The sequence below is a fragment of the Spirosoma luteolum genome (genome assembly GCF_054778875.1).
In genome coordinates this window covers 714,874-735,777 of sequence record NZ_BAAGZE010000003.1, presented here as the reverse complement: position 1 = coordinate 735,777, position 20,904 = coordinate 714,874, and the positions used below count along the sequence as shown (strand labels likewise).

Here is a 20,904-nt window from a genome sequence, read left to right as displayed (position 1 = left end):
TATCATGAACGTACTGAAACGACCAATCGTCACTGAAAAGATGACGGGCCTGAACAAGCAGGGGAAGTATGCTTTTGAGGTCGAACTTAAAGCCAACAAACTCGAAATCGGCAAAGCCATCGAGAAAATGTATGGCGTCAATGTAGCATCGGTGCATACGATGCGTGTCTACGGTAAAAACCGGAGCAAAAACATCAACGGACGCGTCGTAACGGGTAAGACCCCAACCACCAAGAAAGCAATCGTCACGGTGGCAGAAGGCGAAGTAATCGATATTTACGCTGACCTGTAAACCGGGCATTGCCCTACCAATTAATCAGTCATGGGAGTTAAAAAACTAAGACCAATAACGCCGGGTACGCGCTTTCGCGTAGCACCCGACTTTGCGGAAATAACCACCTCCAAGCCGGAAAAAAGCCTGCTGGAGCCCCTGAAGAGAACCGGTGGCCGGAACAACGAAGGCCACCGCACTATGCGCTACATTGGTGGAGGTCATAAGCGGCACTACCGCATTATTGACTTCAAGCGCGATAAAGTCGGCCAACCCGCCGAAGTTTTGACTGTAGAATACGATCCCAACCGTTCGGCCCGTATCTCACTGGTACAATACGCCGACGGTGAAAAGCGCTACATCATCGCCCCCCAGGGTATCACGGTAGGGCAAACGATCCAGTCGGGTGAAGGCTCGACGCCCGACGTTGGCAACGCACTGCCACTGGTATTCATGCCAATCGGTACGATCGTTCACAACATCGAGCTGGTACCTGGTAAAGGTGGTTCGATGGCCCGTTCGGCTGGTACGTACGCGCAGCTGGTAGGTCGTGAAGACAAGTACGCCATTCTGCGGATGCCTTCGGGCGAAACGCGTCGGGTACTGAGCGCCTGCATGGCAACGGTTGGTTCGGTATCGAACCCCGACCACATGAACGTTGTGATGGGTAAAGCTGGCCGGAACCGCTGGCTGGGCCGTCGTCCCCGCGTTCGTGCCGTTGTAATGAACCCTGTCGATCACCCGATGGGTGGTGGTGAAGGCCGGGCATCCGGTGGTCACCCCCGTTCGCGCAATGGCCAGTTTGCCAAAGGTCAGAAGACCCGTAACAAGAATAAGGCTTCTGAAAGCATGATTATTAGCCGACGCAAAAAGTAACAGACAGACATGGCACGTTCACTAAAAAAAGGCCCATATATTGATTTTCGCCTGGACAACAAAGTCCAGGTACAGAATGAATCGGGTCGTAAATCGGTCATCAAAACCTGGTCACGTCGGTCGATGATTTCGCCTGATTTCGTAGGCCACACGTTCGCTGTACACAACGGCAACAAGTTCATCCCGGTTTATGTCACGGAAAACATGGTAGGCCACAAACTCGGTGAGTTCTCGCCGACGCGCAACTTCCGGGGCCACACGGCTAAGAAAGACAAGGGCAAACGATAAACTGAAGTTGTAAGGGTAGCGCGTTGTAAGGTCAGCTGTTGGCTTTCGCACAACAAACTCTACAACGCTGAAACCATACGACTTTACAACTCACAATTCCAAAATGGAAGCAGTAGCAAGACTTAGAGATGTGCCCACGTCGCCCCGTAAGATGCGGCTGATCGCCGACCTGATTCGTGGTCAGCGGGTTAGCCGGGCATTGGGTCTCCTGAAATACCAGCCACAGGCGGGTGCCGCCGTATTGCAGAAAGTTCTGCTGTCGGCTGTCGCCAACTGGCAACAGAAAAACGAGAACGAGCGTATCGAAGACGCCGATCTTTTCGTCAAAACGATTTTCGTTGATGGCGGTCCAATGCTGAAACGGCTTCGTCCGGCCCCCCAGGGTCGTGGCCACCGGATTCGGAAACGGTCGAATCACATCACGATCGTGGTCGACAGTGCTGCTCAGGCTGCGCTGGCACCAGCCGAAGTAACAACCCCTGAAAACGAACAATAAGAGAAATGGGACAAAAAATTAATCCAGTTGGCCTGCGACTTGGTATTGTTCGGGGCTGGGAATCGAGCTGGTACGGTGGTAAGGAGTTTTCGGAGAAACTCGTTGAAGACGAAAAGATCCGGAAATACATCGCTGCCCGTATCCCCAAAGGCGCTATCGCCCGAGTGGTTATCGAGCGTACACTGAAGCGTGTAACCCTGACCATTCACACGGCCCGTCCAGGTATCGTCATTGGTAAAGGTGGTGGCGAAGTTGATAAGATTAAAGAAGAGTTGAAAAAGATCACGGGCAAAGATGTCCAGATCAACATCTTCGAGATCAAACGGCCTGAAATCGATGCCAAACTGGTTGGCGAAGCCATTGCTCAGCAGCTGCAGGCGCGGATTTCGTTCCGCCGGGCTATGAAGCAGGCAATTCAGTCGGCCATGCGGGTTGGTGCACAAGGTATCAAAGTGAAAGTATCGGGTCGTCTGGGTGGTGCTGAAATTGCCCGCTCGGAGCAGTACAAAGAAGGACGGGTTCCCCTCCATACGCTGCGTGCTGATATCGACTACGCGATCTCGGAAGCACAAACCGTCTATGGTAAAATCGGCATCAAGGTGTGGATTTTCAAAGGCGAAGTATACGGCAAGCGCGACCTGTCGCCAGCAGCCATGATGAGCCAGGCGCAGGCCGGCGAACGGGCTGCCGGTGCAAACGACCGCGGTGACCGTCGTGGCCCACGTGGCGACCGCGATGGTAACGATCGGGGTGGTCGGGGCCGTGGTGAGCGTGGTGCCAACGACCGGGGTGGTAACCGTGGCGGTGGCCAGGGTGGCAACCGGGGAGGTGGCCAGGGCGGCAATCGTGGCGGTGGCCAGGGCGGCAACCGTGGCGGTGGCGCAGGACCAAGACGATAAACTGACACGTTTGGGATTCGAGGTCAGGGCGTGGCCGGTTGATGCCGCCCGCCCAACTTTAACACGCCAAACGCCAAACGGATAACAGAGCTATGTTACAGCCAAAAAGAACCAAATTCCGCAAGATGCACAAAGGCCGGATTCCCGGTATTGCATCGCGCGGCCACGAAATAGCCTTCGGTACCTTCGGCATCAAGTCGCTGGAGCCGGGCCGGATTACCGCTCGCCAGATTGAAGCTGCCCGTATTTCGGTAACGCGGGCTATGAAGCGGGAAGGTCAAGTCTGGATTCGTATTTTCCCAGATAAGCCGATCACGAAAAAGCCAGCCGAAGTACGGATGGGTAAAGGTAAAGGTTCACCCGAATACTGGGTAGCCGTCGTAAAACCCGGCACGATTATGTTCGAAGCGACGGGTGTTGATCTGGCAACGGGTATGGAAGCCCTCCGGCTTGCCGCCCAGAAACTGCCAGTTCGGACGAAATTTGTTGTCCGGCGCGATTACCAGGAGCAAGGCGAGGAATAGAATCCCTAAGCGACGAACAAGATGAAAAAAGAAGATTTGAAAGGATTGTCGGCAGAAGCCCTGCGCACCGAAATCAGTGCCGAACAGGACCGCCTGCTGAAACTGAAGTTCGCTCATGCGGTATCGCCAATCGAGAACCCCATGCGCATTAGCGAGAGCCGCAAACGGATTGCTCGTCTGCACACGGAACTGACAGCTAAATCCTAATAAGACACGACGATGGAAGAGCAACAAGCATCAGCAGAACAGCCTCAGGCAACTGCTCCGGTTAGCACCCCCGCAACGGGCGCTGCAGCCGCCGAGCGGAATGCCCGCAAGGAACGGATCGGTCGGGTGACGAGCAATAAAATGCAGAAGACGATCACCGTTGCTATTGAGCGGAAAGTGAAACACCCGCTCTACGGTAAGTTTCAGAACAAGACGAAGAAACTGACGGTACACGACGAGAAAAACGAGTGCGGCATTGGCGACACGGTTCGCGTGATGGAAACCCGCCCGTTGAGCAAGAACAAGCGTTGGCGTTTAGTCGAAATCATCGAAAAAGCGAAGTAAGCCATGGTACAGCAAGAATCAAGATTAGGCGTAGCCGATAACAGTGGCGCGAAGGAAGTGCTGGTTATCCGCGTCCTGGGCGGTACGGGCAAACGGTATGCATCAGTCGGTGACAAGATTGTCGTGACGGTGAAACAAGCCCTCTCGTCCAGCAGCATGAAAAAGGGAACGGTTTCGAAAGCCGTTGTTGTTCGCACAAAGAAAGAAGTACGCCGGAAAGACGGATCGTACATCCGCTTTGAAGACAACGCAGCCGTTCTGCTCAACAACAACGATGAGCCGCGTGGCACCCGTATTTTCGGACCCGTTGCCCGCGAACTGCGCGAGAAACAGTTTATGAAGATCGTATCGCTAGCCCCGGAGGTACTGTAAGACATGGAGAAGAAAGTAACGCTTCCGAAACATAAATTCCACATCAAGAAAGGCGACACCGTCGTCGTCATTGGTGGAAACTCGAAAGGTCAGCGTGGCGTCGTGAAGGAAGTAATCGTGGAAAAAGATCGTGCTCGGGTAGAGGGCGTCGCCATGATCACCAAACACATGAAACCAACGGCCTCGAACCCGCAGGGTAGCCTGGAAAAAACGGAAGGTTCAGTCCACATCAGTAACCTGATGCTGGTTGACCCCGCCACCGGCGAACCCACCCGCACCGGCCGCAAGGCAAACGACAAGGGTAAAATGCAGCGCTTCTCGAAGAAGACGGGCAATTTCATCCCTGACGGCAAATAACTCTAAGACAGGTCTAAGAATATGGCAACGCCAAGACTTAAAGAAAAATATTTGAGCGAAGTCGTCCCGCAGTTGAAAGACAAGTTTCAGTACAAGTCGGTAATGCAAGTGCCGCGTCTGAGCAAGATTGTCATCAACAAGGGCATTGGAGCCGCCGTAGCCGACAAGAAACTTGTCGACGTAGGTGTAGAGGAGCTCACGACGATCACTGGCCAGAAAGCTGTTCCGACGCTGTCGAAAAAGGCCGTTTCGAACTTCAAACTGCGGGAGAAAATGCCCATCGGTGCGAAAGTGACCCTGCGCGGTGAAAAGATGTACGAATTCCTGGACCGGCTGACGACAGTGTCACTGCCCCGCGTTCGTGACTTCAAAGGCATCAGCGATAAAGGATTTGATGGTCGTGGCAACTACACCTTCGGCGTGCAGGAGCAAATCATCTTCCCCGAAATTAGCATCGATAAAGTAGCTCGGATCTCGGGTATGGACATCACGTTTGTGACGACTGCCAACACCGATACCGAGAGCTACGAATTGTTGAAAGCAATGGGTATGCCGTTCGCCAAGAGCGGCAAATAATAACCAACCGACATGGCAAAAGAATCAATCAAAGCGCGGGAGCGGAAACGTGAAGCAATGGTAGCCAAATACGCAGCCAAGCGGGCTGCCCTGAAGGCTGCTGGTGACTATATCGGTCTGGACAAACTGCCCAAAAATGCATCGCCTGTTCGCCTGCACAATCGCTGCAAGCTGACGGGACGCCCCCGGGGTTATATGCGCAAGTTTGGTATTTCGCGGGTAACGTTCCGTGAAATGGCATCAGCGGGTAAAATTCCTGGCGTAACCAAGTCAAGCTGGTAGTTTCCAGTCCATTTCAATTTGTAATTCAGTTTCCGTAATTTTGCGAACTTTCTTGGAAACAGGGGTTTGCAAGTAACGCAACGCTCAGAATGAATACAGATCCAATAGCAGACTTTCTGACACGCGTCAGAAACGCTATCCGGGCCAAGCACCGGGTTGTAGAAATCCCTGCTTCCAACATAAAGAAAGAAATTACCAAGGTATTGTACGACAAAGGGTACATCCAGAACTACAAGTTCGACGACAGCACCCCCCAAGGCAGTATCAAGATCGCGCTCAAATACAACCCGACCACCAAGCAGTCGGCTATTGTAGACCTGCAGCGGATCAGCCGTCCCGGCCTGCGCCAGTATCGCGGTGCCGATAACCTGCCCCGCATTTTCAACGGGCTGGGTGTAGCGATCATCTCGACTTCCAAAGGGGTAATGACCGACAAGGAAGCCAAGACGCTGAACGTCGGCGGTGAGGTATTGTGTTACGTATATTAAACCGAACTGAACGATGTCACGTATAGGTAAGAAACCCATCTCCCTCCCCACCAACGTTACGTTGTCGATTGACGACCAGAACGTGGTAACGGTGAAAGGGCCTAAAGGCACGCTGACCCAACCGATTGACCGCGACATTTCGGTAGCAGTCGAAGACGGTGTTATCCAGGTAACGCGCCCTACGGAGCAGAAACGCCATAAGGCGATGCACGGTCTGTACCGTGCGCTGGTGAATAACATGGTAACCGGTGTTAGCGAAGGCTTTAAACTGAACCTCGAAATCATCGGGGTAGGTTACAAAGCATCGGTAGCCAACAACGTACTTGAACTTCAGCTCGGTTACTCGCACAACGTTTACGTAGCAGTACCTGACGAAATCAAAGTTACGGCCGTAACCGAAAAAGGTCAGAACCCCAAAGTATACCTGGAAGGGTCAGACAAACAACTCCTGGGCGATGTAGCTGCCAAAATTCGGTCGCTGCGCAAAGTCGAGCCCTACAAAGGCAAAGGTATCCGGTTCGTTGGCGAAGAAGTTCGTCGGAAAGCTGGTAAATCTTCGTCGAAGAAATAGTTTTTGGCATACGGTTTCCAGATTATGCGCTGGCAGGCTGGAAATCGTATGCTGGAAACCAAACCTATCTTTTAAACGCCTATTTGGTCGGAATCAAATAACATGGCAACGAAACATTCAAGAAGACAGCGTATCAAGTTCGGTATCCGGGCAAAAGTATCGGGTACGGCTGAACGGCCACGGCTGTCTGTTTTTCGCTCTAACAAAGCAATCTACGCCCAACTCATCGACGACGTAGCCGGTGTAACGCTGGCGTCTGCCTCTTCGGTTGAACTGAAAAGTGAAGTAGAAGGCAACACCGTCGAAACGGCGAAGAAAGTCGGCCAGCGGCTGGCAGAAAAAGCACTTGCCAAGAGCATCGACGCTGTCGTGTTCGATCGCAATGGCTACTTGTACCACGGTAAAGTAAAAGCACTGGCCGATGCAGCCCGCGAGGGAGGCCTTAAGTTCTAAGCGATGAATACGAACGCAGCAAGACCTACAAAATATAACGAAGCCGACCTGAAAGAAAAGGTGGTGGCCATCAACCGCGTAGCGAAGGTGGTAAAAGGTGGTCGTCGATTCAGTTTTTCGGCTATCGTCGTTGTCGGTGACGGTAACGGTGTTGTCGGTTATGGGTTGGGCAAAGCCAATGAAGTGACGGACGCTATTGCCAAAGGGGTTGAAGATGCCAAGAAAAATCTGGTGCAGATTCCGCTCCTGAAGCGTACGGTTCCCCACGAGATGGAAGGTAAATTCAGCGGTGGCTTTGTTCTGCTGAAGCCAGCCGCTCCGGGTACGGGTCTGATTGCCGGTGGTGCTATGCGCGCCGTGCTGGAGTCGGCCGGTGTGCACGACATTCTGGCGAAATCGAAAGGTTCGTCGAACCCCCACAACGTAGTAAAAGCTACGCTGGATGCACTGCTGAAAATGCGTCTGCCCCACCAGGTAGCATTCCAGCGTCAGATCAGCGTTGCCAAAGTGTTCAACGGTTAATTGAAAAGAGCAACAGACATGGCACGAGTACGCATCACGCAGGTCACGAGCACGATCAAACGGCCGCAGACACAGAAAAACGCAATCAAGTCGTTAGGCTTGGGCAAAATCAACCGCAGCGTAGAGCGCGAATACAACGACTCGCTGAAAGGCGCCCTAACGAAGGTTGGGCACCTGGTGAAGGTTGAAGAAATTTAAGTATCTTTGCGATTCTTTTGGTTTCCCACGCAGCCGGACCGATAGGTTCTGGCTGTTCTGGGAGCTAAAAGAATCACTTTTTATAAAACAATTCCAATGAATCTAAGCAACCTTAGACCGGCAAAAGGTTCCGTCAGAGAGCGCAAGCGAGTCGGACGCGGGCAAGGCTCGGGGATGGGCGGTACGTCTACCCGTGGTCACAAAGGAGCGCAGTCGCGCTCAGGTTACAGCCGTAAACTGCACTTCGAAGGTGGTCAGATGCCTCTTCAGCGTCGTGTACCGAAGTTCGGCTTTAAAAACATCAACCGCGTCGAGTACAAACCCCTCAACCTGGATTCAATCCAGTCGCTGGTGGATGCTACCAATGCAACGGTTATCGATATGGAGTTTCTGCTCCAGCATGGCTTGGTGGCCAAGAAAGACCGCGTGAAAATTCTGAGCCGTGGCGAACTGACATCGGCTGTCGAAATTCACGCCCACGCTTTCTCGAGCAGCGCCAAAGAAGCTATCGAAAAAGCAGGTGGCAAAGCCATCGTCCCTGTTAACGAATCGAAAGAGGAAGCAGCGAACTAGTTGTGAGCACGGCATTGGCCGACCTATCTTATGAACCGACTCATCACCACGTTTAAGAATATTTTTGCAATTGACGAGTTGCGGAGTCGAATCCTCAACACGCTGTTGTTTATCACAGCGTTTCGACTCGGTTCGGCCATTGTGCTGCCGGGTGTTGATCCAAGCAAGCTGAATCTGAACCCACAGGGGTTACTTGGCCTGCTCGACACCTTTCTGGGGGGCGCTTTTAGCAAAGCGTCAATCTTTGCACTGGGTATCATGCCGTATATCTCGGCATCGATCGCCATTCAGCTGCTGACGCTGGCACTGCCTTACTTCCAGAAAATGCAGAAAGAAGGCGAAACCGGTCGTAAACGGTTGAATCAGATTACGCGGGTGCTGACGATCGGCGTTACGGCTGTACAGGCACTCACGTATATTCGGACAACCATTCCGGCCGAAGCGCTTTACATTGATCGCGGGCTGTTTACAGTATCATCGCTCTTTATTCTTACCTCGGGCACCATTTTCTGTATGTGGCTTGGTGAGCGGATTACAGATAAAGGCATTGGTAACGGTATCTCGATGATCATCATGATTGGTATCGTATCCCGGCTTCCGGGCGCCATCATCGGTGAACAACAGTCGCGCGGTACATCGGGGCTGCTCATTTTCGTACTGGAAATGGTAGCACTGTATTTCGTAATCATGGGTGCTGTCGTACTGACACAGGCTGTGCGTCGGATTCCAATTCAGTACGCCAAACAGGTTATCGGCAATAAGGTTGTAGGCGGCCAGCGGCAGTATCTGCCACTGAAGCTGAATGCCGCTGGCGTCATGCCAATCATCTTTGCTCAGGCACTGATGTTTATTCCGGGTTATGTTGCCCAACTCTTCGCCGACAAAAGTGATTTTGCCGCCGGCGTTCAGAATGCGTTCAGCACCTACACGTCGTGGCAATACAACATCCTGTTTGCTTTGCTTATTATCGTGTTTACGTTCTTCTACACGGCTATCTCGGTTAACCCGACACAGATTGCCGACGATATGAAGCGGAGTGGTGGCTTTATTCCTGGTGTTAAGCCCGGCATTCAGACATCTGACTACATCGGAACCGTACTTGACCGAATCACATTACCCGGCGCTGTTATGCTGGCAATTGTGGCGATCCTGCCGGCCATTGCCAACTTGCTTGGGATGACCAATGGTTTTGCCCAGTTCTTTGGCGGAACGTCGCTGTTGATCATGGTCGGTGTTGTACTAGACACGCTGCAACAGGTTGAAAGCTACCTGCTGATGCGCCGGTACGAAGGGCTGATGAAGTCAGGCCGTGTTCAGGGTCGTGCTAATGAAACGGCTGCAATTGCCTGATTGATTTATGGCTGGTTCGGATAAGAAAGAAAAGGTGATCTATGTCAGAAGCGATGAAGAAATCGATCTGATCAAGATCAGCGCCCAACTCCTGGGTAAGGCGCATGCCGAAGTAGCAAAGCTTATTCGGCCCGGCATTACAACGAAGGAACTTGATCGGGTTGCCGAAACGTTCATCAAGGATAATGGTGGCTCTCCTTCATTCCTTGGTTACAATCAGTTTCCGGCTTCCCTCTGTATCTCCGTAAACGACGTCGTTGTGCACGGATTCCCAAGTCGGTATGAGCTGCGTGATGGCGATATTATTTCCATCGACTGTGGTGTCAAACTAAACGGGTTTCACAGTGATAGCGCGTACACGTACCCCGTAGGCGCTGTTGCACCAGCCGTACGTCGGTTGTTGAGCCGAACCAAAGAATCGCTGTACATCGGTATAGAGAAAGCAGTAGAAGGCAACCGGGTAGGCGATATTGGTTACGCCATTCAAACCTACGCGGAAAAATTCGGCTACTCGGTTGTGCGCGAGCTGGTTGGACACGGGGTCGGTGAAAACCTGCACGAAGCTCCCGAAGTACCTAATTACGGTAAACGGGGGCAGGGACCCAAGTTGCAGGAAGGTATGATTCTGGCTATTGAGCCCATGATCAACTTCGGCAAAAAGGGCATTGTGCAGGAACGTGACGGCTGGACAATCCGGACAATCGACCGAAAACCGTCGGCCCACTTTGAGCATACGGTAGCGGTCAGGAAAGGGAAAGCGGAGATACTAACCACCTTCGATTACATTGAAGCGGTGACGGCCAACACGAGTCTCATGGTAGAAACTCAGGAACTGCTGGCAGCCTAAAAGCAAACATGGCAAAACAGAATTCAATTGAACAGGACGGTGTGATTTTAGAGGCATTATCGAATGCGATGTTCCGGGTCGAACTGGCTAACAAGCATGAAGTAATTGCTCACATCTCCGGCAAGATGCGGATGAACTACATCAAGATCCTGCCCGGAGACCGCGTAAAGCTGGAAATGTCGCCTTACGATCTGAGTAAGGCGCGTATTGTGTACCGGTACAAATAAGGGTTTACGGTTTACAGTTTTCGGTGTGTACTCGTACCACCGTTTACCGTAGACAATGAGCCGAAAACTGTAGAATCATGAAAGTTAAAGCGTCAATCAAGAAACGCAGCGAAGACTGCGTCGTGATCCGTCGGAAAGGGAAACTGTACGTGATCAACAAAAAGAATCCCCGTTACAAACAAAGACAAGGCTAAGCATGGCACGTATTGCAGGTGTTGATATTCCGGACAAGAAGCGTGGTGAAATCGCGCTGACCTACATCTTCGGCATTGGCCGTAGCCGGGCAAAGAAAATTCTGACGGACGCTGGTATCAGTGTTGACAAGAAAGCCAGTGAGTGGTCAGACGAAGAAGCAAGCGCCGTGCGTAATGCAATCTCGAATGAGTACAAGGTTGAAGGTCAGCTTCGTTCGGAAGTACAGTTGAGCATTAAACGTCTGATGGACATCGGTTGCTACCGGGGTCTGCGCCACCGGAAAGGTCTGCCTGTCCGTGGTCAGCACACCAAAAACAACTCGCGTACCCGGAAAGGCAAGCGCAAGACTGTTGCCAACAAGAAGAAAGTAACGAAATAATTAATCGGTCGCTCATGGCTATATGGCGTATTTGACGTGGCAACTGCCGTCTGGCGCTCGCTGCAAGTAATACCAACCGATAGCCTCTTGACGATTACCTACTAACAATGGCACAAGCGAAACGCAAAGACAAAGCGAAAAAACGGGTGGTAGTGGTTGAACCCGTTGGTCAGGTTCATATCCGGGCTACGTTCAACAACATTATCATCTCGATCACTAACATGAATGGCCAGGTTATTTCCTGGGCTTCTGCTGGTAAAATGGGCTTCCGTGGCTCGAAGAAAAACACACCGTATGCAGCTCAAACGGCTGCTTCGAACTGTGCAGCCGTTGCCCACGACCTGGGTATGCGGAAAGCAGAAGTGTTTGTAAAAGGCCCTGGATCAGGTCGCGAGTCAGCGATCCGTACCATTCAGAATTCGGGTATCGAGGTAACCACGATTCGTGACATTACCCCACTGCCCCACAACGGATGCCGGCCGCCGAAACGCCGTCGCGTCTAATGTTACTGCTGGTTTGCCAGCAGATTCCATGAATAAGGACAGGCGACATTAGGTTGTGTCTGTCCGATGTTTCACACTTATTCATTCCGCTAACGAATGGCACGTTACACAGGCCCCAAGGCCAGAATCTCGCGTAAGTTCGGTGAGCCCATCATGGGTCCGAGCAAGGCGCTTCAAAAAAAGAACTACGGACCGGGTATGCACGGCCGTGGTCGTAAACGGAAACAGTCCGAATACGCGCTTCAACTGCTGGAAAAGCAAAAAGTAAAATACACCTACGGTATTCTGGAGCGTCAGTTCCGGGCGCTGTTTCACCGGGCTCAGGTTCGGGAAGGTATCACGGGTGAGAACCTGCTGAAACTATGCGAAGCACGGCTGGACAACACCGTATACCGACTGGGTATCGCTTCGTCGCGCCGGGCTGCCCGTCAGCTCGTCGCTCACAAACACATTATCGTGGATGGTGAAGTGGTTAATATTCCTTCGTACTCGCTCAAACCTGGTCAGCTGATCGGCGTTCGTGAGAAATCGAAGTCGCTGGAAGCTGTTGCGTCAAGCCTTTCGGCCCGCAATACCAAGCGTTACAACTGGGTTGAATGGGACGGTCAGGAGATGACAGGTAAGTTCATCAGCTATCCTGAGCGTGACCAGATTCCCGAGAACTTCAACGAGCAGGCCATCGTCGAATTGTATTCGAAGTAATGAGGCTGGCAGAACTCCTACGGGTTCTGCCACCTTTATATAGTTTGCGGTTCAGAGTTGGTTTATTTTCGGTGGTGAGGTGCCATTGCGTAACTCAAAACCAATCGAAGCACTGAAAACCGCAAACGCAATTTCAGTCTTCACGCAAGGCAGAGAACTGCTGTAAACAATACGAAACGTATGTCAATTTTAGCGTTCCAAATGCCCGACAAAGTCGTCGTGGAGAAAGCCGACGACTTTCACGGGGTGTTTGAATTCAAACCCCTTGAAAAAGGATACGGTGTAACGATCGGTAATGCGCTTCGGCGTATTCTGCTCTCGTCGCTGGAGGGATACGCCATTACCAGCGTGAAAATCCCCGGCGTATTGCATGAGTTTTCCTCCATCGAGGGTGTCGTTGAAGACGTAACCGAGATCATCCTGAACCTAAAAATGGTTCGGTTCAAAAAGATCTCGGATATGGTCGACAACAAAATCACCGTCAACATCAAGAAGCAGTCGGTTCTGAAGGCTGGTGACATATCGAAGTTTTCGCCCTCGTTCGAAGTGCTGAATCCGGATCTGGAAATCTGCCACATCGATGATACCCGGGATCTGGAAATGGAGATTTTTGTGGAGAAAGGCCGGGGCTACGTCCCTGCCGATGAACCACGCGTAAACGAACTGCCGTTTGGTCACATCCCGATCGATGCTATCTACACGCCTATCAAGAACGTGAAGTATAGCGTTGAGAATACACGGGTTGAACAGAAAACGGACTATGAGCGCCTGTTGCTGGATATCGAAACCGATGGTTCCATTCACCCGGAAGAGGCACTAAAAGGCGCTGCCTATATTCTGATTCAGCACTTTATGCTGTTCTCAGACCAAACCATGACTTTCGAAACGGCCAAGCCCGAAGAAGAAAACGTGGTGGATGAAGAGGTACTGCATATGCGCAAACTGCTGAAAACGTCGCTGGCTGATCTCGATCTGTCAGTACGTGCCTACAACTGTCTCAAATCGGCCGACGTACGTACGCTGGGCGATCTGGTACGGCTGGAGATTTCAGACATGATGAAGTTCCGGAACTTCGGTAAGAAGTCGCTGACGGAACTTGAGCAACTGGTGGCCGAAAAGAACCTGACGTTCGGCATGGATGTGGCCAAATACAGATTAGACGAAGACTAAGCAAGTTTGTGAGTTGTAGTTTGTAGTTCGTTCAACCGGAACTGCCAGCTACAAACTACAAACCACTCACTAAGACCATGAGACACGGTAAAAAAGATAACCACCTGAGCCGTACGCATTCGCACCGCGAAGCGATGCTGCAAAATATGGCTTCGTCGCTCATCCTGCACAAGCGGATCGAGACGACCGTGGCTAAAGCCAAAGAACTGCGTAAGTTCGTTGAGCCCATTCTGACGCGGGCTAAAGAAGATAACAACCAAAACCGTCGGGTCGTGTTTCAGGCACTGACCGATAAAGAGACGGTAAAAGAACTGTTCGGTACGGTAGCTGATAAAATCGCCAATCGTCCAGGTGGTTATACCCGGATCATCAAGCTGGGCAACCGGCTGGGCGATAACGCAGAAACCTGCCTGATCGAGCTGGTCGATTTCAACGAACTGCTGATCGCGGCTGCTGCTGAAAAAGCATCGGCTACGACCAAAACGCGCCGGAGCCGCCGGGGTGGTAGCAAAGCTGCTACAACCGAAGCTGCCCCTGCTGCTGTCGCTGAAACGCCTGCTGCTGTTGCCGAGGCACCAGCCGCTACGGAAGAAGCACCGGCCGCTACAGCAGCTGGTGATGACCTGACGCTTATCGAAGGTATCGGTCCCAAAATCGCCGAACTGTTGAACAACGCCGGTATTACGACGTTTGCTCAACTGGCCGACGCACAGGACGAAACGGTTCAGCAAGTGCTGACCGAAGCGGGTCCCCGTTTCAACGTTCACGATGCCAGCACCTGGAACGAACAGGCGGCTCTGGCCCGTGATGGTAAGATGGATGAACTGAAAGAGCTGCAGGATCGTTTGAAAGGCGGTAAAGAATAGCCAGTCAGTGACTCAATCTACACGTCATACAAAAATGGGTTAGCCGGTTATCGGTTAGCCCTTTTTTTTAACCTTTTTGACCAACGCATCTTCCATGAAACACACACAGCAACCTGAAGCGCTACTTGTTTTACAGGACGGAACCGTTTATCGGGGACTGGCACTGGGGAAAATCGGAACCGCCGGTGGAGAAATCTGCTTCAACACAGGTATGACTGGTTACCAGGAAATTTACACCGACCCTTCCTACTACGGTCAGGTTATTATCAACACGACATCTCACATCGGAAACTATGGCGTGCTGAACAATGCCGAACAGGAGTCGGGCAGTGTAAAGATCCGGGGGATGGTTTGTAACTTCTTCTCGAACATTCATTCGCGTTACACGGCCGATGGGTCGCTGCAGGATTATTTCGAGCGGGCCAATATTGTCGGAATCCATGGTGTAGATACGCGTCAGCTGGTGCGTTATATTCGCTCAAAAGGGGTAATGAACTGCATCATTTCGTCTGAGATTCTGGATCCGGCTGTATTGCTGGCCAGGTTGCAGGAAGTACCCGATATGGACGGACTCGAACTGTCGTCGCAGGTGTGTACGCCGGTTGCTTACGAAGAAGGTGATCCTGAGTCGAAACTGCGGGTGGCTGTACTAGATCTGGGCGTGAAGCGTAGCATCCTGACCAACTTCACCGAACGGGGTGTGTTTTGTAAAGTATTTCCGGCCCGGACGAGCTTTGCTGACCTGGAAGCGTGGAAACCGAATGGCTACTTTATTGCCAACGGTCCTGGCGATCCGGCAGTTATGCCCTATGCCGTCGAAACGGTGAAGCAGGCACTGGATGCCGAGAAGCCGCTTTTTGGTATTTGCCTGGGCCACCAGATTCTGTCGCTGGCCAGCGGCATTTCAACCTACAAGATGCATAATGGGCACCGGGGCCTGAACCACCCGGTGAAAAACCTGATTACTGGCAAATGTGAGGTTACCTCGCAGAACCACGGTTTTGCTGTGCGGGCCGAAGAAGTACGTGACCACGCAAACGTCGAGCTGACGCACATCAACCTGAACGATAATACGATTGAAGGGATTCGCCGGAAGGATAAACCGGCTTTCTCGGTACAATATCACCCCGAATCATCGCCGGGGCCGCACGACTCACACTACCTGTTTGATCAGTTTGTGGGAACAATGCAAGAGTAAGCGAAAGGGGGCAGAACAATGGATGTTCTGCCCCCTTTTTTCATGTCGGTTCAGGGGTATCCTGCCAGAACTGACGACTCCAGACCCGTTGAAATGGCCAATGCCGCTGGTACAGCGCCAAGGGCAGATAAGCATGGGATTGTTTGGCGGGTTGACAATGATACTGTTCATCGTCGGTCAACACCAGTGAATGATACCCATTCTGCTGACGGACGGTCAGATCGGCGAAGGGCAACTCTGGTCGCCAGTCGGGATGGATACCGCTAAGCTGACGACTGAGCTGATACTGGCTCTGGCTTTGAACTGGGGGCTGCGGCTGAAACTGGCCATCGGAAACCTGACGGGCATAAGCCAGATAATCGCGTAGCCGGCGGGGCCCCTGCCCCGAAACGGTATCAACATTCAGCTGATCGGGCCACAAACTGGTGATTACGTAAATATGCTCGCGGGCGCGGGTAACGGCTACGTTGAGCCGGTTTTCGCCCCCTGTCATAGTAAGACTGCCAAACTGCATGGCGAGTCGACCGCGGGCGTCGGGGGCGTAGCCAACGGAGAAAACAATGATATCCCGTTCGTCACCCTGTACGTTCTCGATGTTTTTAACGAAAAGGGTAGGGATTGTCTGCCCCAAAGGCGTTTCATCGAGTAGATTCTGGATGAGTTGCTGCTGAGGATAGTTGAAGGTGACTACGCCAACCGAACGACCTGGCTTTTCGACGGCCAACTGTTCGAGAAGGCGGCAGACTGCTTCGGCTTCGATGGGGTTTGTCTGTTGCTCCCACAAGCCTTCGACCCGCTGGTAAGTAATGGCCGGTTCGTGGCTGTTGACAGTGGCGAAGTCGGGCAACAGCTGCAGCTTGTTCTGATAAAACAGTTGGTTCGAAAAGGTTATCAGATCAAGCGAGCGGCTGCGGTAATGCTCGGTCAGCCAACGCTGTGGCAGATGCCGGGTGGCCAATTCAAGCAAGGATTCTACATCGAGTTCGGGCGCTGGCTCCTCGTCAGCGCTAAGCTGGTCATCAACGTGGGTGCGGTACAAATCGCTGGGGCGCAATTGCTGGCTATCGCCGGTAATCACCAATTGCCGGGCCCGGTGAAAGGCTGGCAGACCGCTTTCGGCAAAACACTGCGATGCCTCATCGAAAATGACAAGGTCGAACAGCCCTTCACGGAGTGGAAACATGGCCGATACCGACTCCGGTGATGCCAGCCAGCAGGGCACCAGCTTGAACACATCATCGGCAAAGGCATCCATGAGTTTTCGTACGGGCCATACGCTTCGCTTCTTGGTAACCTGATGCTGCAGGTCGCGGTAGCTGGACAGATTTCCCAGTCGGTTATACGTGAGCCTGCGGTACGTTTGTTCGCGCAGGCGAACCAGTAAGATATCGCGACTTAGCTGTTGTTTCCGTTGCAGACTCTGCTGGAGCTGGCGTTCGGTTTGTTCCATACGAAGCGACGAAACACTCCGAAGTATCGGCGATTCGGCTTCAAGCTGAGTAAGCCAGGCCAGCCGTACCGTGTTTATGAACAACGTTGCCCATTGATCGGGTATACTGGTTTCCAGAGAATCGACCACCGCCTGCTGTTCGGGCGTAAAGCCACCTAGTATCCGATCCGCTTCAACGAGCAGATCAAAATCGGTGCGAAGGGTCTGCCGAAGCCACTGGGCCAGGGCTTCATCGGTCCAAAGTTCGGTCAGTTGTGAATCGGTCAGGTAAGGCTGAGCGGTATATACATCAACGACCTCCGTAGCCATTACTACTAATGTCTGGATGATCTGTCTGAAGCGGCTACAGGTCTGCCAGGCATCATCAGGCAATTGCGCGAGTACCGGCAGGTCGTCGATCCGATCGCGCACCTGAGTGAGGTACACAAGTTGTCGCAGGCCGTCGGGTGAGGGGAGGATCGGCAGGTGTTCGAACAGGACGGCCGTATCGCGCGTCAGGGCGTCGGCCAGTAGCGCTTTGTCGAGCCGCGTGGCCAGCACCTGCAAATCGGCTTCAGAGGCTGTCAAACCATTGCCGAGCAGCACCCGGTCGAGTTGGGCGACTCCGTTGCTGGTCAGGCGCCACCACTGCCAGGCAGCCCACGAAGCCCGGGCCTTTTGGGCTTCGGTAAGCAACAGGCGGAACGGGGGGCGGTCTATGGGAGCCAGTACCTGGTTCGGAAAGGGTTCGGTTTGGGCATTGGCCCAATCGGTAGCCTGCCGAAGCAGGATCGATTCGTCAGCCCTGTGTGCCGGGTGAGTGCGGTCGGCCAGCAGCCGGCGCAGGGCGGGCCAAAGTTGTTCGGCGTCGGGTCGGTCAAGCAGGGTTTGTAGGGCCGTTAACGACCATGCGGCCGCGTGCCATTGCTGCAGATCGGCCAGCAACAACGGTCGTAGCCCCAGGGCCTGGCACTGTTGCTGGGCGCCAACGGCCTGTTGGCGCCATTGCGTAATGATTTGATCGATGGAGGCCCGATCGGCGAGCGAGTATCCCTGGAACGACCGGCGCACGGCCCAGGGGTGGTTTGGGCCGAGTCGCTGCCGATACGCACCCAGGGCGGTAAGCTGTTCCGCAAACGAAGTAGCTGATGTTCCGTCGAACCAGTCTGCCAGGGCAGGCAGGGACAGTATGGGCTGATGAGGTGACGAGGTCAGGTAAAGCTCCTTGGGCGATACACCAAATCGGCTGCTGTCGAAAAGAGCCGTTCGGAATGCATCCAGAAACTGAACGGCTTCGTCGATCCGCTGACTTTCCTGATCGAAATCACGTTCGAGCAAAACGGCATCGAGCCCGTTGTTTAGTTGCCGATACGCATCCAGTCGATCGATCTGACTGGCCAATTGCTGATAGAGGGCCTGTCGATCGTTCTGAAAATCGTGAATCAACGCCAGAAAAGCGCCCATCCCTACAGCGTCGAGTCGTTGAAAGACAACGTCGAGGGCGGCCCGTTTCTGGCAGATCAGCAAGACACGCTTGCCGGCCGCTGCGGCATCGGCCATCAGGTTGGCGATCAGCTGCGACTTGCCCGTACCTGGCGGCCCCTGCACCACAAGCGACTGCCCGGCGCGTACAGCGCGGATAGCAGCCTCCTGGGGCGCATCGAGCGGAAGGGGTGTACGGAGTAGCTTTTCGGGCAACCAGGCCAAATTGTCGGTCTGGGCTGGTTCGTCCCGATGCAGGTGGCTGTCGGCATCATCAGTATCGGTGGCCAGGGCGAGCAGCCGATCGTAGTCGGGTACCAGATACGAACCGGCCTGCGGAAAAATGCCCAGTACCGCTTCGGACATCAATTTCAGCTCGCCCGTGCGTTCCAGCTGGTCGAGGCTGCGCAGGCTCTGACGGTCGAAAAACTGCAGGGTATTTGTGAACAGATCGGTGTTGAAATTCAACTCCAGCGGGCTGCTCTTCAACCACTCGTACAATTGCGTCCGGAACACAAGTGGATCGCGATCAAACTCGGCCAGGGTTTTCTCGGCCAGCTCATCAGGGAGCCTGACCTGATTAAACTGGCTGTAGGCAATCAGGAAGGTCGGATTGAGAAAGCCCAGTATGTCGCCCCGGCGCGTTAGCCGCCAGTTCTTGCCCTGCTGATCGATCGCTACCGGGAAGAACAGCAGGGGGGCATGTACGACAGAGCCGTCGAGAAACTTACCCCGCACAAATGGCCAGCCCACAAACAAATCTTCGGTACCCCGCTCATCGGTGATAAAGCGAGCGGTACGATCGATGCGCCGGAGCTTTCGGCTCAGTTCGTTGCTGCGCTCCTGTCGGGCGTCGAGTACCGCACACAGCGGAATGGAGGTCCGGCGCTCGAGCAGTCCTTCGATCAGGCTGAACGATGGCTTACCCAACACAAAGTCAGCGTCGTGCAGGTCGAGACACTGTGTGGCCGGCAAACTGCTTAATACGAGCGAGCGGTTGCGGCTGCTCAGGTTAGTCAGACGTCGGCGGTAGGCACGAAGAACGGAAGGCGAAACCGGTATATGCACAGTAATACAGAACAAAAGACAGAAGCCTGTGTCTGCCCGAACAGCCTGCCCTCACGCAGCTCGTCAGGGTTCAACTGGCTCCCGGGTCTCGGTTTTAGACTCCGGAATCAGCCACGAAGCCAGCACACTGGTGGCCAGAATAGCCACAATAATGTACAGCGAATAAACGGGTTTGAAGCCCAGATCGTGTAGCCAGGGTTCTGCCAGCATTTTGGCCCCGATAAACGTGAGCAGCACGGCGAGCCCTACTTTCAGGAACCGGAACTGGTCCATAATGCTGGCTAGGAAGAAAAACATCGACCGCAGCCCCATGATGGCAAACACGTTCGAGAAAAACACGATGTACGGGTCTTTGGTGATCGAGAAAATAGCGGGTATCGAGTCGACCGCAAACACCAGATCGGTAAACGCTACGACAATCACGATCAGAAACAGGGGTGTTACAAACAGCTTGTGATCGGATTTCCGGCGGACAAAAAAGTTGTCCGTCACGTTGCGGTGATACACGTTGAGGTACTTGCTGGCAAACTTGATAACCGGGTGGCTGCTCGGATCAATTTTCTCGTCTTCGTCTTTCTGGAAAAACAGTTGCAGACCCGTGTAAACGAGGAAAGCTCCGAACAGATACATGATCCACTCAAAGCGCTGGATCAGGGCCGAACCAATGAAGATAAAGAAGAATCGCAGGATGATGGCCCCCAGAATCCCCCAGACCAGAATTTTCTTGTAGTACCGTTCCCGAACGCCGAACGAGTTGAAAATCAGGATGAACACAAAAATATTATCGGCCGATAATGAATACTCGACCAGGTAGCCGGTGATGTATTCGAGTGCCATATTGGCCTGAAACTTGGCCAGACTGGCTTCGAAGTTGCCGGGGATCAGTGCAACATGCTCAGAGTAGGCTTTGCTGACTTCCTGCAGGCGCGCCATGGAATCGATACCGTGGACGAGGTAACCGAACTTCTGCAGAAAAAAGTAAAAGCCTACCGACAGCCCCACCCAGATTGCACTCCAGGTAGCAGCTTCCCTGAAAGTCACTACGTGGCTTTTGGTACGCGAAAACAGGCCCAGATCGACGGCCATGATCACCAGAACAAAGACGGCGAAGGATGCAAAAAATAACGTTTCGTTTGACATTGTCAGGCAGGGATTCACCCTGTCGTTTGGTATGCCGGAATGAGGGCTCG

General features: G+C 53.1%; 30 protein-coding genes. 28 read left to right on the top strand and 2 right to left on the bottom strand.

The window, feature by feature from the left end:
* Positions 1–4: 4 nt before the first annotated feature.
* The 28 genes from rplW to carA all read left to right on the top strand — a co-directional run bounded on the left by rplW (position 5) and on the right by carA (position 15,735).
* On the top strand, positions 5–292 hold the full coding sequence (gene rplW, locus ACYVAC_RS05740) for a 50S ribosomal protein L23 (RefSeq protein ID WP_461096643.1): 288 nt from the start codon (positions 5–7) through the stop codon (positions 290–292).
* A 30-nt stretch (positions 293–322) separates the two neighbouring features.
* Positions 323–1,147 carry a 50S ribosomal protein L2 gene (gene rplB / locus ACYVAC_RS05735; protein ID WP_461096642.1) on the top strand — a complete coding sequence of 275 codons (825 nt, stop codon included), beginning with the start codon at positions 323–325 and terminating at the stop codon, positions 1,145–1,147.
* 9 nt (positions 1,148–1,156) lie between these two features.
* Positions 1,157–1,435, top strand: coding sequence for a 30S ribosomal protein S19 (gene rpsS, locus ACYVAC_RS05730; protein ID WP_461096641.1), 279 nt, complete (start codon positions 1,157–1,159; stop codon positions 1,433–1,435).
* A 103-nt stretch (positions 1,436–1,538) separates the two neighbouring features.
* Positions 1,539–1,931, top strand: coding sequence for a 50S ribosomal protein L22 (rplV, locus tag ACYVAC_RS05725; RefSeq protein WP_461096640.1), 393 nt, complete (start codon positions 1,539–1,541; stop codon positions 1,929–1,931).
* Between the two features lie 5 nt (positions 1,932–1,936).
* Complete coding sequence (gene rpsC / locus ACYVAC_RS05720; RefSeq protein WP_461096639.1) at positions 1,937–2,830, top strand: 30S ribosomal protein S3; 894 nt, start codon at positions 1,937–1,939, stop codon at positions 2,828–2,830.
* 92 nt (positions 2,831–2,922) lie between these two features.
* On the top strand, positions 2,923–3,354 hold the full coding sequence (gene rplP / locus ACYVAC_RS05715) for a 50S ribosomal protein L16 (RefSeq protein WP_461096638.1): 432 nt from the start codon (positions 2,923–2,925) through the stop codon (positions 3,352–3,354).
* Positions 3,355–3,375: 21 nt separating this feature from the next.
* Positions 3,376–3,561, top strand: a complete 186-nt coding sequence (rpmC, locus tag ACYVAC_RS05710) for a 50S ribosomal protein L29 (RefSeq protein WP_461096637.1) — start codon at positions 3,376–3,378, stop codon at positions 3,559–3,561.
* 12 nt (positions 3,562–3,573) lie between these two features.
* Positions 3,574–3,906 (top strand): 30S ribosomal protein S17, encoded by a 333-nt coding sequence (gene rpsQ, locus ACYVAC_RS05705; protein WP_461096636.1) that lies wholly within the window; start codon positions 3,574–3,576, stop codon positions 3,904–3,906.
* Between the two features lie 3 nt (positions 3,907–3,909).
* On the top strand, positions 3,910–4,278 hold the full coding sequence (gene rplN, locus ACYVAC_RS05700; RefSeq protein WP_018618706.1) for a 50S ribosomal protein L14: 369 nt from the start codon (positions 3,910–3,912) through the stop codon (positions 4,276–4,278).
* A gap of 3 nt (positions 4,279–4,281) precedes the next feature.
* Positions 4,282–4,635: a 50S ribosomal protein L24 gene (gene rplX, locus ACYVAC_RS05695; protein WP_461096635.1), complete on the top strand. Its 354-nt coding sequence runs from the start codon at positions 4,282–4,284 to the stop codon at positions 4,633–4,635.
* A gap of 21 nt (positions 4,636–4,656) precedes the next feature.
* Positions 4,657–5,211, top strand: a complete 555-nt coding sequence (rplE, locus tag ACYVAC_RS05690; RefSeq protein WP_461096634.1) for a 50S ribosomal protein L5 — start codon at positions 4,657–4,659, stop codon at positions 5,209–5,211.
* A gap of 12 nt (positions 5,212–5,223) precedes the next feature.
* Complete coding sequence (rpsN, locus tag ACYVAC_RS05685; protein WP_080238304.1) at positions 5,224–5,493, top strand: 30S ribosomal protein S14; 270 nt, start codon at positions 5,224–5,226, stop codon at positions 5,491–5,493.
* 89 nt (positions 5,494–5,582) lie between these two features.
* Positions 5,583–5,981: a 30S ribosomal protein S8 gene (gene rpsH / locus ACYVAC_RS05680; protein WP_461096633.1), complete on the top strand. Its 399-nt coding sequence runs from the start codon at positions 5,583–5,585 to the stop codon at positions 5,979–5,981.
* A 13-nt stretch (positions 5,982–5,994) separates the two neighbouring features.
* Positions 5,995–6,552, top strand: a complete 558-nt coding sequence (rplF, locus tag ACYVAC_RS05675; RefSeq protein ID WP_461096632.1) for a 50S ribosomal protein L6 — start codon at positions 5,995–5,997, stop codon at positions 6,550–6,552.
* Positions 6,553–6,654: 102 nt separating this feature from the next.
* Complete coding sequence (gene rplR, locus ACYVAC_RS05670) at positions 6,655–7,005, top strand: 50S ribosomal protein L18 (protein WP_461096631.1); 351 nt, start codon at positions 6,655–6,657, stop codon at positions 7,003–7,005.
* Positions 7,006–7,008: 3 nt separating this feature from the next.
* Entirely contained in the window at positions 7,009–7,527 is a 519-nt protein-coding gene (rpsE, locus tag ACYVAC_RS05665; protein WP_077133495.1) for a 30S ribosomal protein S5, read from the top strand.
* A gap of 18 nt (positions 7,528–7,545) precedes the next feature.
* Positions 7,546–7,725 carry a 50S ribosomal protein L30 gene (rpmD, locus tag ACYVAC_RS05660; protein WP_461096630.1) on the top strand — a complete coding sequence of 60 codons (180 nt, stop codon included), beginning with the start codon at positions 7,546–7,548 and terminating at the stop codon, positions 7,723–7,725.
* A 96-nt stretch (positions 7,726–7,821) separates the two neighbouring features.
* Entirely contained in the window at positions 7,822–8,298 is a 477-nt protein-coding gene (gene rplO / locus ACYVAC_RS05655; protein WP_461096629.1) for a 50S ribosomal protein L15, read from the top strand.
* Between the two features lie 30 nt (positions 8,299–8,328).
* Positions 8,329–9,648 carry a preprotein translocase subunit SecY gene (gene secY / locus ACYVAC_RS05650; protein WP_461096628.1) on the top strand — a complete coding sequence of 440 codons (1,320 nt, stop codon included), beginning with the start codon at positions 8,329–8,331 and terminating at the stop codon, positions 9,646–9,648.
* Between the two features lie 7 nt (positions 9,649–9,655).
* The gene (map, locus tag ACYVAC_RS05645) at positions 9,656–10,495 is read left to right on the top strand and encodes a type I methionyl aminopeptidase (RefSeq protein ID WP_461096627.1); all 840 of its coding nucleotides are present in this window, start codon (positions 9,656–9,658) and stop codon (positions 10,493–10,495) included.
* Between the two features lie 8 nt (positions 10,496–10,503).
* On the top strand, positions 10,504–10,722 hold the full coding sequence (infA, locus tag ACYVAC_RS05640; RefSeq protein WP_009284801.1) for a translation initiation factor IF-1: 219 nt from the start codon (positions 10,504–10,506) through the stop codon (positions 10,720–10,722).
* 77 nt (positions 10,723–10,799) lie between these two features.
* A complete protein-coding gene (gene rpmJ / locus ACYVAC_RS05635) occupies positions 10,800–10,916 on the top strand; it encodes a 50S ribosomal protein L36 (RefSeq protein WP_046577847.1) in 117 nt (38 codons plus the stop codon).
* Positions 10,917–10,918: 2 nt separating this feature from the next.
* Positions 10,919–11,296 carry a 30S ribosomal protein S13 gene (gene rpsM, locus ACYVAC_RS05630; protein ID WP_012930220.1) on the top strand — a complete coding sequence of 126 codons (378 nt, stop codon included), beginning with the start codon at positions 10,919–10,921 and terminating at the stop codon, positions 11,294–11,296.
* Between the two features lie 107 nt (positions 11,297–11,403).
* On the top strand, positions 11,404–11,799 hold the full coding sequence (gene rpsK / locus ACYVAC_RS05625) for a 30S ribosomal protein S11 (RefSeq protein ID WP_093827728.1): 396 nt from the start codon (positions 11,404–11,406) through the stop codon (positions 11,797–11,799).
* Positions 11,800–11,895: 96 nt separating this feature from the next.
* Positions 11,896–12,501 (top strand): 30S ribosomal protein S4, encoded by a 606-nt coding sequence (rpsD, locus tag ACYVAC_RS05620; RefSeq protein WP_461096626.1) that lies wholly within the window; start codon positions 11,896–11,898, stop codon positions 12,499–12,501.
* Between the two features lie 180 nt (positions 12,502–12,681).
* Positions 12,682–13,671, top strand: coding sequence for a DNA-directed RNA polymerase subunit alpha (locus ACYVAC_RS05615; protein ID WP_461096625.1), 990 nt, complete (start codon positions 12,682–12,684; stop codon positions 13,669–13,671).
* A gap of 77 nt (positions 13,672–13,748) precedes the next feature.
* A complete protein-coding gene (rplQ, locus tag ACYVAC_RS05610; RefSeq protein ID WP_461096624.1) occupies positions 13,749–14,537 on the top strand; it encodes a 50S ribosomal protein L17 in 789 nt (262 codons plus the stop codon).
* A gap of 94 nt (positions 14,538–14,631) precedes the next feature.
* A complete protein-coding gene (gene carA, locus ACYVAC_RS05605; protein ID WP_461096623.1) occupies positions 14,632–15,735 on the top strand; it encodes a glutamine-hydrolyzing carbamoyl-phosphate synthase small subunit in 1,104 nt (367 codons plus the stop codon).
* Positions 15,736–15,775: 40 nt separating this feature from the next.
* On the opposite strand, the gene ACYVAC_RS05600 is transcribed toward carA, so the two are convergent.
* Together ACYVAC_RS05600 and ACYVAC_RS05595 are read right to left on the bottom strand one after the other, a co-directional pair.
* Positions 15,776–19,714 carry an AAA domain-containing protein gene (locus ACYVAC_RS05600; RefSeq protein WP_461096622.1) on the bottom strand — a complete coding sequence of 1,313 codons (3,939 nt, stop codon included), beginning with the start codon at positions 19,712–19,714 and terminating at the stop codon, positions 15,776–15,778.
* Positions 19,715–19,777: 63 nt separating this feature from the next.
* On the bottom strand, positions 19,778–20,854 hold the full coding sequence (locus tag ACYVAC_RS05595) for a TerC/Alx family metal homeostasis membrane protein (protein ID WP_461096621.1): 1,077 nt from the start codon (positions 20,852–20,854) through the stop codon (positions 19,778–19,780).
* Positions 20,855–20,904: the final 50 nt, after the last annotated feature.

Excerpts from the sequence above, each read along its gene's own strand:
- ACYVAC_RS05595 (WP_461096621.1), bottom strand. The coding sequence starts at position 20,854 with ATGTCAAACGAAACGTTATTTTTTGCATCCTTCGCCGTCTTTGTTCTG.
- rplO (WP_461096629.1), top strand. The coding sequence starts at position 7,822 with ATGAATCTAAGCAACCTTAGACCGGCAAAAGGTTCCGTCAGAGAGCGC.
- rpsD (WP_461096626.1), top strand. The coding sequence starts at position 11,896 with ATGGCACGTTACACAGGCCCCAAGGCCAGAATCTCGCGTAAGTTCGGT.
- rplE (WP_461096634.1), top strand. The coding sequence starts at position 4,657 with ATGGCAACGCCAAGACTTAAAGAAAAATATTTGAGCGAAGTCGTCCCG.
- rplP (WP_461096638.1), top strand. The coding sequence starts at position 2,923 with ATGTTACAGCCAAAAAGAACCAAATTCCGCAAGATGCACAAAGGCCGG.
- rpsH (WP_461096633.1), top strand. The coding sequence starts at position 5,583 with ATGAATACAGATCCAATAGCAGACTTTCTGACACGCGTCAGAAACGCT.
- rplQ (WP_461096624.1), top strand. The coding sequence starts at position 13,749 with ATGAGACACGGTAAAAAAGATAACCACCTGAGCCGTACGCATTCGCAC.
- rpsS (WP_461096641.1), top strand. The coding sequence starts at position 1,157 with ATGGCACGTTCACTAAAAAAAGGCCCATATATTGATTTTCGCCTGGAC.
- rplW (WP_461096643.1), top strand. The coding sequence starts at position 5 with ATGAACGTACTGAAACGACCAATCGTCACTGAAAAGATGACGGGCCTG.
- rpsM (WP_012930220.1), top strand. The coding sequence starts at position 10,919 with ATGGCACGTATTGCAGGTGTTGATATTCCGGACAAGAAGCGTGGTGAA.
- infA (WP_009284801.1), top strand. The coding sequence starts at position 10,504 with ATGGCAAAACAGAATTCAATTGAACAGGACGGTGTGATTTTAGAGGCA.
- rpmJ (WP_046577847.1), top strand. The coding sequence starts at position 10,800 with ATGAAAGTTAAAGCGTCAATCAAGAAACGCAGCGAAGACTGCGTCGTG.
- rpmC (WP_461096637.1), top strand. The coding sequence starts at position 3,376 with ATGAAAAAAGAAGATTTGAAAGGATTGTCGGCAGAAGCCCTGCGCACC.
- rplN (WP_018618706.1), top strand. The coding sequence starts at position 3,910 with ATGGTACAGCAAGAATCAAGATTAGGCGTAGCCGATAACAGTGGCGCG.
- rplB (WP_461096642.1), top strand. The coding sequence starts at position 323 with ATGGGAGTTAAAAAACTAAGACCAATAACGCCGGGTACGCGCTTTCGC.
- rpmD (WP_461096630.1), top strand. The coding sequence starts at position 7,546 with ATGGCACGAGTACGCATCACGCAGGTCACGAGCACGATCAAACGGCCG.
- rpsE (WP_077133495.1), top strand. The coding sequence starts at position 7,009 with ATGAATACGAACGCAGCAAGACCTACAAAATATAACGAAGCCGACCTG.
- rplF (WP_461096632.1), top strand. The coding sequence starts at position 5,995 with ATGTCACGTATAGGTAAGAAACCCATCTCCCTCCCCACCAACGTTACG.
- rplV (WP_461096640.1), top strand. The coding sequence starts at position 1,539 with ATGGAAGCAGTAGCAAGACTTAGAGATGTGCCCACGTCGCCCCGTAAG.
- ACYVAC_RS05615 (WP_461096625.1), top strand. The coding sequence starts at position 12,682 with ATGTCAATTTTAGCGTTCCAAATGCCCGACAAAGTCGTCGTGGAGAAA.
- rplR (WP_461096631.1), top strand. The coding sequence starts at position 6,655 with ATGGCAACGAAACATTCAAGAAGACAGCGTATCAAGTTCGGTATCCGG.
- rpsK (WP_093827728.1), top strand. The coding sequence starts at position 11,404 with ATGGCACAAGCGAAACGCAAAGACAAAGCGAAAAAACGGGTGGTAGTG.
- map (WP_461096627.1), top strand. The coding sequence starts at position 9,656 with ATGGCTGGTTCGGATAAGAAAGAAAAGGTGATCTATGTCAGAAGCGAT.
- rplX (WP_461096635.1), top strand. The coding sequence starts at position 4,282 with ATGGAGAAGAAAGTAACGCTTCCGAAACATAAATTCCACATCAAGAAA.
- carA (WP_461096623.1), top strand. The coding sequence starts at position 14,632 with ATGAAACACACACAGCAACCTGAAGCGCTACTTGTTTTACAGGACGGA.
- rpsQ (WP_461096636.1), top strand. The coding sequence starts at position 3,574 with ATGGAAGAGCAACAAGCATCAGCAGAACAGCCTCAGGCAACTGCTCCG.
- secY (WP_461096628.1), top strand. The coding sequence starts at position 8,329 with ATGAACCGACTCATCACCACGTTTAAGAATATTTTTGCAATTGACGAG.
- rpsC (WP_461096639.1), top strand. The coding sequence starts at position 1,937 with ATGGGACAAAAAATTAATCCAGTTGGCCTGCGACTTGGTATTGTTCGG.
- rpsN (WP_080238304.1), top strand. The coding sequence starts at position 5,224 with ATGGCAAAAGAATCAATCAAAGCGCGGGAGCGGAAACGTGAAGCAATG.